This is a genomic window from Stenotrophomonas sp. STEN087, from assembly GCF_056759115.1.
Window position 1 is genome coordinate 49,344 of record NZ_JBRRCR010000022.1, and the last position, 10,669, is coordinate 60,012.

Consider the following 10,669-nt stretch of genomic DNA (forward strand, 5'->3'; position numbering starts at 1 on the left):
CATGGCATTCAGTAGTGGTGGTGGCAAGGGCCCCATGGCCGACATCAACGTCACGCCCCTCGTGGACGTGATGCTGGTTCTGCTGATCATCTTCATCGTGACCGCGCCGATCATGACGTACCCGATCGCCGTGGACCTGCCGCAGCGCGTGCTCAACCCACCGCCGCAGCTGGTCGAACCGCCGCCGCCGATCGAACTCAAGATCGACGCCAGCAACCAGGTCTCGTGGAACAACAGCCCGATCGGTACGCACGAGCTGCAGCAGCGGATGGAGCAGGAGGTCCAGCGTGACCCGACCAACCAGCCCGAGCTGCGCATCGACGCGAGCCCGGATTCCGAGTACGACGTGATGGCCAAGGTCCTGGCCGCCGCGAAGAATGCTCAGATGAAGAAGATCGGCTTCGTGCAGCAGTAATACGTACTACCGCAGCACAACAGTCATGACGCGACTGCAGACGCCCCTGGAGACAGGGGCGTCTTTTTTTTTTTGCGCGGGGTCAGAGCCCTTCCCTGCGGGAAGGGATCCGACCCCAATCACGTGCAGCCGGCGGGGTCGGATCCCTTTCCGCAGGAAAGGGCTCTGACCCCATCACCGCTGACCCCATCACCACACCCGCGCCCGCTATGATCGGCGCATGCTCGCCCTCTTCGATTCGCTGCGCCTCTGGCTTGATGGCATTGCCCACCTGGGAACGATCCTGGCGGTGGCCTATCTGCTTTACCTGCTCGCCCTGACCGGCTGGATCATCCTGCAGAAGCGCGAGCCGGTCGCCACGCTCAGCTGGATCCTGTCGCTGGCGTTGCTGCCCTATCTCGGGCTTTTCATCTACTACCTGCTGGGCCCGCAGAAGGTGAAGCGGCAGCGCCTGCGCCGCGGCCGCGCGCGCTCGGGCATGGAGCACTACAGCGACGTCTGCCCGCCCGATGCCGGCTGCACCGAGCTGGCCAAGGTCGCCCAGGCCACCACCGGCCTGGCGCCCAGCAGCGCCACCGAAGTCACCTGGCTGGTGGACGGCGCGACCACCTATGCCGCGCTCATCGAGGCCATCGGCCAGGCGCGCGACCACGTGCACCTGGAGTACTACATCTTCAATCCAGACCACGCCGGCACCGCCCTGCGCGACGCCCTGGTCGAGCGCGCGCGTGCCGGCGTGCAGGTGCGCCTGCTGCTGGATGCGGTGGGCTCCTCGTCGTTGCCGGCGCGTTTCCTGCGGCCGCTGCTGGATGCCGATGGCGAAGCCGTGTGGTTCCACCCGCGGCAGCTGCTGAAACCCTTCAAGCGCCCGTGGTTGAACCTGCGCACGCACCGCAAGCTGGTGATCATCGACGGCCAGCTGGCCTTCACCGGCGGCATCAACATCACCGACGAAGAAGACGAGAGCCGCAACCCCAACGCCTATCGCGACCTGCACATGCGCCTGCGCGGCCACGTGGTGCGCAGCCTGCAGCTGGTGTTCGCCGAGGACTGGCTGTACGCCAGCGGGCAGGAGCCGTCGCGCTTCGACATCGCCCGCCTGTGGCCGGCCGACATGCCACTGCGTGGCGATGGCAGCATCGATGCGCAGGTGCTGGTGTCCGGCCCGGACTCTGGCTGGGAAACCATCCACCGCCTGCACGTGGCGGCCATCCAGGAAGCCAACGAGCGGGTCTGGCTGGTGACGCCCTACTTCGTGCCCGGCGAGGCCGCACGCATGGCCCTGACCTCGGCAGCCCTGGGCGGCCTGGACGTGCGCCTGCTTGTGCCGAAGATGAGCGATTCCTGGTTCGTCACCCAGGCCGCGCGCTCCTACTTCGACGAACTGCTGCATGCCGGCGTGAAGATCTACGAGTACGGCCCGCGCATGCTGCACACCAAGGCCTTCATCGCCGACGACGACGTCTGCATCGTCGGCAGCGCCAACTTCGACCACCGCAGCTTCCGGCTGAACTTCGAGCTGTCGATGATGATCAGCGACCGCGACCGCGTGGCGGAACTGGCCACGCTGCTGCAGGCCGAGTTCGACAGCGCGACCCGCGTGCATGACGAGGCGGGGCGCTCGCTGTGGCTGCATCGCCTGCCCGAAGCCTTCGCCCGCCTGGCCTCGCCGCTGCTCTGACGCAGCGCTACACTGCGGTCGACGCCCGGGGAGGACTGGAACATGTACTGGTTGTACCTGCTGCTGGCGCTGGGCTGCTTCGCCTTCGCGCTGAAGACCCCGCACATGGGCCTGATGTCGCTGGCCCTGCTCGCCGCCCTCGGCTTCCTGCTGGCGTGGGTGCGTGGCCGCTACGTGGCCCGCTTTGGCGACCTGCAGCGCGATCCGTCCACCCTGGTCGATGCCGAGGAGCTGCGCCGCCTGCGTGAGCAGGCCCGCGCCCATGACGGCACGCCCCCACCCTCTTCCGCACCGTAGTTCCGTTCCATGACCCAGCTCAGCGTCAACGTCAACAAGATCGCCGTCCTGCGCAACTCGCGCGGCGGTACCGAACCCGATGTCGTGCGTGCGGCCCAGGCCTGCCTGGACGCCGGCGCCCACGGCATCACCGTGCACCCGCGGCCGGACCGTCGCCACATCACCGCCGAGGACGTGCTGGCGCTGTCGACCCTGACCCGCGCCCGCGGCGTCGAGTTCAACATCGAAGGCAACCCGTTCGCACCGCCGCGCGAGGGCTATCCGGGCCTGCTGCCGCTGTGCGCGCAGACCCGCCCGGCGCAGGCCACCCTGGTGCCCGATGGCGATGGCCAGATCACCTCGGACCACGGCTTCGATTTCGAGCGCGACGGCGAGCGCCTGCGCCCGCTGGTGGCCGAACTGAAGGCGATGGGCTGCCGCGTCAGCCTGTTCGTGGATGCCGGCAACCCGCTGCTGGAACAGGCCGCCGCGGTCGGCGCCGACCGCATCGAGCTGTACACCGGCCCGTATGCCGAAGCCCACGCGGCCGGTGATGCCGCGGCGATGCTGGACCTGTTTGCCACCGCCGCGCGCCGCGCGCAGGCCGTCGGCCTCGGTGTGAATGCCGGCCACGACCTTTCGCAGGACAACCTGCGCGACTTCCTGGCCGCGGTGCCGGAGGTGCTGGAGGTGTCGATCGGCCACGCGCTGATCGGCGAGGCCCTGTATGACGGGCTCGACACCACCGTGCGGGGCTACCTGGCCCTGCTGTAACGGCTGACGCCGGGCGTCGCCCGGCAGCCAGCGCTGCCCATCGCAGCTGCTGAGACGTCCGTGGCCCATGCTTCCGACCTGCTGCGGCGATGGCGCCTGCGCGACCACGTGAAACCTGTGGATAACACTGGGGTCAACGTGGCGTCGGCTCGGCCCCAACGCCTACAGCTACGTGAATCCTGGCCGCTTGCGCCGCCTGTGGTTAGCAATAATACTAATGCCTCTGAAACGGCCGGAGGGCGCCATGCAATCCCACCCTCGCAACGCCCAGGCCGCCATCAAGGGCCGGGGTTCCACCTCCCACCTGGCTGGTCGCTTCGAAAGTACGGTGAGCGAAGCGGTCGATGACGGCTGGGCCATCGACGAAAGCGAAGAATTCCTCGCCCCGCGCCTGCGTACCGAGGTGCGTGCCGAGACCGCGCGCAGCATCATCAGCCGCAACAACTCCCCGGACGTGGGTTTCAGCCAGTCGGTGAATCCATATCGCGGCTGCGAGCACGGCTGCTCGTACTGCTTCGCCCGGCCCTCGCACGCCTATCTGAACCTTTCGCCGGGCCTGGATTTCGAAACCAAGCTGTTCGCCAAGACCAATGCACCGCAGCTGCTGCGCAAGGAACTGTCAAAGCCCGGCTACGTGCCGCAGCCGATCGCACTGGGCATCAACACCGATGCCTACCAGCCGATCGAGCGCAAGCTCAAGCTGACCCGCCAGCTGATCGAAGTGATGCTGGAGACGAAGCATCCGTTCTCGCTGATCACCAAGAATGCGCTGGTGGAACGCGACATCGATCTGCTGGCACCGCTGGCGGCAGAGAACCTGGTCAGCGTGCACTTCTCGGTGACCTCGCTGGACCCGCACCTGTCGGCAAAGCTCGAGCCGCGCGCGTCGGCGCCGCATGCGCGCCTGCGCGCGATGAAGCGCCTGCACGACGCCGGTATTCCGGTGGGCGTGATGGTGGCGCCGGTGATTCCGTGGATCAACGACAGCGAGCTGGAAGCCGTGCTGGAGGCCGCGCATGACGCCGGTGCCGGCACCGCTGGATACGTGCTGCTGCGCCTGCCGCTGGAGGTCGCGCCGCTGTTCCGCGACTGGTTGGACACGCACCACCCTGATCGCGCCGCGCACGTGATGAGCACCATCCAGCAGCTGCGTGGCGGCAAGGATTACGACAGCCAGTTCGGCACGCGCATGCGTGGCCAAGGCGTGTATGCGGATCTGTTGAACAACCGATTCAAGCTGGCGCGAAAGCGGCTGGGCTTCAACGCGCAGAACAGCCATTGGCCGAAGCTGGACTGCAGCCGGTTCCAGAAGCCGCTGCCGCCGCGGAAGGAATCACCGCAGGGGTCGTTGTTCTGATGTCCGTAGCGTCGAGCTTGCTCGACTGATGGGAAAAGCAGTCGAGCATGGCTCGACTCTACAAGCGGTGCTACCCGCCAAACAGCTTCTGCGCAGTCTGGAACAGGATCCAGCTGGTGGCGATGAACTTGTCGCCGCCCTGCGGCCGGTTGCCGCGATGGGTGTGGGTGAACGCGGTCGGCGCGATCAGCAGGCTGCCGGTGCGCGGTGCGATCTTGCGTCCTTGGAACAGGAACTCGGTCTCGCCTTCCTCGAAATCGTCGTTGAGGTACAGCGTCCACAGTACATGCCGGTGCAGCGTCTCCGCCTGCGCATCCTTCGGGTACAGCTCGCAGTGCCAGTACGGGTAACCGCCCTCGCCCGCCGCGTACCACTGCAGGTTGATCGCACCTGGGCGCAGACAGGTGCGGGCCAGCTCCGCCAGCTGCTCCGGCGCCATGTCGGGGAAATCCTCGGCGGACAGTCGGCGCGGCTGGCCGTTGCTGTCCTGGATCTGCAACATCAACGGTGCGATCAGAGCCTGTGGATAACGGCGTAGATAAGTCTGAAGCCCGGCGAAAACCGACTGTTGCAGCAGGGTGTCCACGTCGCGCCACGCATCCAGGCCGCTGATGCGCAGATCCTTGCTGTGCTTGAGTTCGGGGAACACACCACTGCCTACCGCACCGGGTTTCAGGCCCTGGCTGCTGCGCATGCGGGCGACGATGGCGGCGCACACGTCACTGGGGACGGCGTTGTGGATGACTTCGATGAAATCGACCGGGCCCGGCTCGTGCATGCATGCAATCCTTCGGCGGCAAGGGCTTGATGGTGCCGTTTGCCGCCGCTGCTGTCACCCCGCGGTCATGTCATCGCACTGCCATGACCGCTGTAGGGATGGCCGCCTTCAAGCGGTCTTCGCGTCATGCTCCTGGTGATAACGCACCGCTTCGGCCACTTCCTCGCGCGAGCCGAGGAACACCGGCACGCGCTGGTGCAGATGGTTGGGCTGCATGTCGAGGATGCGCTCGCGACCGGTGGATGCGGCGCCGCCGGCCTGTTCAACCAGCAGGCCCATCGGATTGGCTTCGTACATCAGGCGCAGCTTGCCGGCCTTGTCCGGTTCCTTCTTGTCCCACGGGTAGATGAAGATGCCGCCCCGGGTAAGGATGCGGTGCACGTCGGCGACCATGCTGGCGATCCAGCGCATGTTGAAGTTCTTGCCGCGCGCGCCTTCCTTGCCGGCCAGCAGGTCCTGCACGTAGCCCTGCATCGGTGCTTCCCAGTGGCGCTGGTTGGACATGTTGATGGCGAATTCCTGGGTGGCCGCCGGAATCTGCATGTTCTCGGTGGTCAGCACGAACTCGCCGGTCTCGCGGTCCAGGGTGAAGGCGTGGGTGCCGTGGCCGACACTCAGCACCAGCTGGGTGCTGGGCCCGTAGATGCAGTAGCCGGCAGCGATCTGCTTGCTGCCCGGCTGCAGGAAGGCTTCATCGCCGGGCAGTTCGACGTTGGTCGGGCAGCGCAGCACCGAGAAGATGGTGCCGACGGAGACGTTGACGTCGATGTTGGAACTGCCATCGAGGGGATCGAACAGGAGCAGGAAATCGCCGCGCGGGTAGATGTCCGGCACCGGCTGGCTGTGGTCCATCTCTTCCGATGCGCAGGCGGCGAGGTGGCCGCCCCAGGCGTTGGCTTCCAGCAGGATCTCGTTGCTGATGACGTCCAGCTTCTTCTGCGCTTCGCCCTGCACGTTGCCGGTGCCGGCCTCTCCGAGTACGCCGCCGAGGGCGCCCTTGCTGACGGCGATGGAGATGCTGGTGCAGGCGCGGGCGACCACGGCGATCAGCTGGCGCAGGTCGGCGTTGATGCGGCCGGCGTGCTGTTCCTGGATCAGGAAGCGGGTCAACGAAGTACGGGACATGAGCGGGCAGGTCTCGGCAGCGGGAAAACGCCTATTGTCGCTGCTGTGCGCGGCGCGTGCGTGATTGGTTTGAGGCGAAATCGTTTACAGGGGCGTTGCGCTGTGCCTCGCCCTGCGCTTCAGGGTTTGCCGCGAGCGCGGAGGGTGTGGCAAAGGCAGAGCAAAAACAAAGGCGCCTTTCGGCGCCTTTGTTTTAGTACTTTGCGGTGTTGCTTCAGCCCTTGGCGACGGTGGCCACGGCCTTGGCGACGTATTCCAGGTTGTTCTGGTTCAGCGCGGCCACGCAGATGCGGCCGGTGCCGACGGCGTAGATGCCGAACTCGTCGCGCAGGCGTTCGACCTGCTCACGGCTCAGGCCGGAGTAGGAGAACATGCCGGCCTGTTCGTTGATGAAGGCGAACTGCGGGGCACCGGCGGCGGCGAGCTTTTCGACCAGGCCCTGGCGCAGGGCGTGAATGCGCTCGCGCATCTCGGTCAGTTCCTGCTCCCACATCGCACGCAGGTCCGGGTTCGTCAGCACGCCAGCCACCAGCGCGGCACCGTGGGTGGACGGGCTGGAGTAGATCGTGCGGATCACGCGCTTGACCTGCGACTGCACGGCCTTGGCATCAGCGGCGGTCGGGGCGACCATCGACAGCGCACCCACGCGTTCGCCATACAGCGAGAACGACTTGGAGTACGAGTTGGCGACGATGAAGCTGTCGATGCCGGCTTCGGCGATGATGCGCACGGCGGCGCCATCCTGCTCGATGCCCTTGTCGAAGCCCTGGTAGGCCATGTCGATGAAGGGGAACAGCTGCTTGTCCTTCAGGACTTCGGCCACCTGCTTCCACTGGCTGACGGTGAGGTCGGCGCCGGTGGGGTTATGGCAGCAGGCGTGCAGCAGCACCACGGTGCCGGCCTGCAGCTTCTGCAGATCGGCCAGCATGCCGTCGAAATCCACGCCATGGGTGGCGGCGTCGAAGTAGGTGTACTCGACCACGTCGAAGCCAGCGGCACCGAACACCGCGCGGTGGTTTTCCCAGCTCGGGTTGCTGATGGCGATGGTGGCGTGCGGCAGCAGCTTCTTCAGCACGTCGGCGCCGACGCGCAGCGCACCGCTGCCACCGACGGTCTGTGCGGTGGTGACGCGGCCGGCGGCCAGCAGCGGCGAGTCCTTGCCGAACACCAGTTCACGGGTCGCCTGCGTGTAGGCAGGCAGGCCGTCGATCGGCAGGTAGCCACGCGGTTTGGCTTCGGTGGCGAGCTGCTGCTCGATCTGCTTGACGGCGCGAAGCAGCGGAATGCGGCCGCTCTCGTCGTAGTAGATGCCCACACCCAGGTTGACCTTGGTCGGGCGGCTGTCGGCGTTGTACGCCTCGGTCAGGCCCAGGATCGGGTCGCCCGGGACCAGTTCCACGTTTGCAAAGAAGGACACGGCAGTACTCGTTCTATTTGAGGGGGAGAAGAAGCGCGGGTCGTGAAGCAGCGGCCGTCGGCCACAGCCATGCCATCGTAACAAAGCGTGCCACCCGCGCGGCGGCCATCGTCACGCCACAGCCCGTACCATGGGGTGTTGTTTCCCCGCCGTGCGTGTCGCTGAACGATGAACGATTCCCTGGCGCCCCGCCGCCTGCCCCTGCTGATTGCCCTGTTGCCGTTGCCGGTGCTGGCCCAGAACGCCGCCGACCCTGCCCCGCAGCAGCTGCCGACCGTGGAGGTGCAGGCCGCGCGCGTGCAGGGCATCGATCCGTTCGCGTTGCCGGCCAGCCAGGACACGGTGTGGGTAGGCGACGACCGCAGCGGGCCCGGGGTGCAGGTGTCCGAGGCGCTGGCCGGGGTGCCTGGGGTGCTGGCCCGTGATCGCCAGAACTATGCGCAGGACACCCAGCTGTCGATCCGCGGCTTCGGTGCGCGCTCCACCTTCGGCGTGCGCGGCGTGCGGGTGCTGATCGATGGCGTGCCGGCCACCATGCCTGATGGCCAGGGCCAGCTGTCGCACGCCAGCCTGCTTGGTGCCGAGCGCATCGAGGTGCTGCGCGGCCCGTTCTCCGCCCTGTACGGCAACTCCTCCGGCGGCGTGCTGCAGGTGTGGAGCGCGCAGGGCCAGGCCGGCGATCCGTGGCGGCTGCGGGTGAACGCCGGTGCCGACAACACGGTCAGCGTCGGCGCGCAGCTGCGCGGTGCCGGCCCGGTGATCGACTACAACATCGCCGCCAACCACTTCCACACCGACGGCTGGCGCGACCACAGCGAGGCGCGGCGTGAGTCGCTCAACGCACGGCTGGGCGCTGAAGTCGGCGGCGGCCGCCTGGAGCTGCTGCTCAACGCGCTGGATGCCCCCGATGCGCAGGACCCGTTGGGCCTGACCCGCGCCCAGGTGGCGGCCAACCCGCGCCAGGCCACGGCCGTGGCCGAGCAGTACAACACCCGCAAATCGGTGCGGCAGCAGCAGGCCGGCCTGCGCTGGACCCGCGAAAGCGGCGCCCAGCGCTGGCAGCTGATGGGCTACGCCGGGCAGCGCGCGGTGACCCAGTTCCTGCCGATTCCGCCTACCGCGCAGGCCAACCCGCTGCACGCCGGCGGCGTGATTGACCTGGACGGCGGCTATGGCGGCATGGACGCGCGCTGGGGCTGGAACGGCGACCTGGCCGGGCGCCCGCTGGACGTGGTGGCGGGCATCAGTGCCGACCGCCAGCGCCAGCACCGCACCGGCTACGAGAACTTCGTCGGCAGCACCCTGGGCGTGCGCGGCCGCCTGCGCCGCGACCAGATCGACACCGTGCAGAACGTCGACCAGTTCGCCCAGGCGTGGTGGCAGTGGAGCCCGCGCTGGTCGCTGCTGGCCGGCGTGCGCCACAGTGCCGTGCGCTTCGAATCCGATGACCGCTACATCACCGGCAGCAACCCCGACGACAGTGGCCGCCGCCGCTATCAGGCGACCACGCCGGTGGCCGGGGTCAGCTTCGAGGCGACCCCGCAGTGGCGCCTGCACGCCGCCGCCGGACGCGGCTTCGAAACCCCCACCTTCAACGAGCTGGGCTACCGCAGCGACGGCCAGGCCGGCCTGGCGCTGGACCTGTCGGCCGCGCGCAGCCGCAACATCGAGGTCGGCAGCAAGTGGCATGCGCAGAACGGAACCCAGCTCGATATCAGCGTGTTCCGCGCCGTTACCGACGACGAGCTGGCCGTTGCCAGCAATACCAATGGCCGCAGCACCTACCGCAACATCGGCCGCACCCGCCGCCAGGGCGTGGAACTGCAGTACCAGCAGCCACTGGCCGAGCAGTGGGAACTGCAGCTGGCCTGGACCTGGCTGCAGGCACAGGTGCGTTCGCCGTACCTGACCTGCGGTGGCAGCGGTTGCCGCGTGCCCGACACGGTGGTGGCGGCCGGCAGCCGCCTGCCCGGCGTGCCACGGCAGCAGGCCTTCGCCCGCCTGCAGTGGTCGCCCGGCGACTGGCAGTGGGCGCTGGAAGCCAATGCCAGCAGCGACACGGTGGTGAACGACTTGGCCACCGAGCGCGCGCCCGGCTACACCGTGCTGAACCTGGAAGCCGGCCGCCGCTGGGCGCTGCCCGGCGGTGACCTGCGTGCCTTCGCGCGGCTGGACAACCTGCTCGACCAGGCCTATATCGGCTCGGTGATCGTCAACGATGGCAACGGCCGTTTCTACGAGCCGGGCCCGGACCGGCGCGCCAGCGTGGGCCTGCAGTGGTCGTGGCGCTGATCCATTCGGACGCGCTGCGTTACATACGCTTACATCTTCACGAACCGGTAACGCAGGGCGCGTCGCTATCATGACGCAAATGGGAATCGGCCATGCCGTGCAGCTGACGGGCCGGGTGGGCGTGGCCTATCCCGGCTTCCCGCGCAGCCTGAAGCGCGCGCTGGCCAACCTGCTGGACAACGCCGGGCGCTACGGTGGCGGCGCGCAGGTCGAGGCGTCGGGCGACGCCAAGGCCATCCACATCCGCATCACCGACCAGGGCCCGGGCATACCGGCCGGAGAACGGGCGCGGATGCTGCAGCCGTTCCAGCGGCTGGAGGCTTCACGCAGCGCGCGCCATGGCGGCACCGGGCTGGGCCTGAGCATCGCGGTGGCCGTGGTGCAGGCGCACGGCGGCCAGCTGGCCCTGGAGGATGGCGACGGGGGCCGCGGGCTGTGCGTGCGGATCACCCTGCCCCGCAGCGGGTAGTGGCGGGGGCCGGGGGGGGGCCGCCCCCCCCCCCCCCCACCGGGGTGGGGGGGGGGACGGCGCGGGGCGGCCGGCAGGGGGGGGG

General features: G+C 68.1%; 10 protein-coding genes. 7 read left to right on the top strand and 3 right to left on the bottom strand.

Annotated features, from left to right (window positions below; translation table 11 throughout):
• Position 1 precedes the first annotated feature (1 nt).
• From ACVOK1_RS08345 to ACVOK1_RS08365, 5 genes are all read left to right on the top strand, one after another.
• Positions 2-415 (top strand): ExbD/TolR family protein, encoded by a 414-nt coding sequence (locus ACVOK1_RS08345; RefSeq protein WP_025875547.1) that lies wholly within the window; start codon positions 2-4, stop codon positions 413-415.
• A gap of 220 nt (positions 416-635) precedes the next feature.
• The gene (cls, locus tag ACVOK1_RS08350; RefSeq protein WP_481561732.1) at positions 636-2,096 is read left to right on the top strand and encodes a cardiolipin synthase; all 1,461 of its coding nucleotides are present in this window, start codon (positions 636-638) and stop codon (positions 2,094-2,096) included.
• A gap of 42 nt (positions 2,097-2,138) precedes the next feature.
• Complete coding sequence (locus ACVOK1_RS08355) at positions 2,139-2,393, top strand: hypothetical protein (protein WP_164073006.1); 255 nt, start codon at positions 2,139-2,141, stop codon at positions 2,391-2,393.
• A gap of 9 nt (positions 2,394-2,402) precedes the next feature.
• Positions 2,403-3,146 (top strand): pyridoxine 5'-phosphate synthase, encoded by a 744-nt coding sequence (locus ACVOK1_RS08360; RefSeq protein WP_406233780.1) that lies wholly within the window; start codon positions 2,403-2,405, stop codon positions 3,144-3,146.
• Positions 3,147-3,390: 244 nt separating this feature from the next.
• A complete protein-coding gene (locus ACVOK1_RS08365; RefSeq protein ID WP_313178095.1) occupies positions 3,391-4,503 on the top strand; it encodes a PA0069 family radical SAM protein in 1,113 nt (370 codons plus the stop codon).
• A gap of 70 nt (positions 4,504-4,573) precedes the next feature.
• Here ACVOK1_RS08365 and ACVOK1_RS08370 read toward each other — a convergent pair whose 3' ends face one another.
• From ACVOK1_RS08370 to ACVOK1_RS08380, 3 genes are all read right to left on the bottom strand, one after another.
• The gene (locus ACVOK1_RS08370) at positions 4,574-5,281 is read right to left on the bottom strand and encodes a 2OG-Fe(II) oxygenase (RefSeq protein ID WP_481561733.1); all 708 of its coding nucleotides are present in this window, start codon (positions 5,279-5,281) and stop codon (positions 4,574-4,576) included.
• Positions 5,282-5,389: 108 nt separating this feature from the next.
• Positions 5,390-6,406: a class 1 fructose-bisphosphatase gene (locus tag ACVOK1_RS08375; RefSeq protein WP_164073003.1), complete on the bottom strand. Its 1,017-nt coding sequence runs from the start codon at positions 6,404-6,406 to the stop codon at positions 5,390-5,392.
• A 214-nt stretch (positions 6,407-6,620) separates the two neighbouring features.
• Positions 6,621-7,823 (bottom strand): amino acid aminotransferase, encoded by a 1,203-nt coding sequence (locus tag ACVOK1_RS08380; protein ID WP_116863655.1) that lies wholly within the window; start codon positions 7,821-7,823, stop codon positions 6,621-6,623.
• Between the two features lie 168 nt (positions 7,824-7,991).
• Here ACVOK1_RS08380 and ACVOK1_RS08385 point away from each other — a divergent pair, with 168 nt between their 5' ends.
• Both ACVOK1_RS08385 and ACVOK1_RS08390 read left to right on the top strand, forming a co-directional pair.
• Positions 7,992-10,115, top strand: a complete 2,124-nt coding sequence (locus ACVOK1_RS08385) for a TonB-dependent receptor family protein (RefSeq protein ID WP_481561734.1) — start codon at positions 7,992-7,994, stop codon at positions 10,113-10,115.
• A 70-nt stretch (positions 10,116-10,185) separates the two neighbouring features.
• Positions 10,186-10,584 (top strand): sensor histidine kinase, encoded by a 399-nt coding sequence (locus ACVOK1_RS08390; protein ID WP_481561735.1) that lies wholly within the window; start codon positions 10,186-10,188, stop codon positions 10,582-10,584.
• The last annotated feature ends 85 nt before the right edge of the window (positions 10,585-10,669 follow it).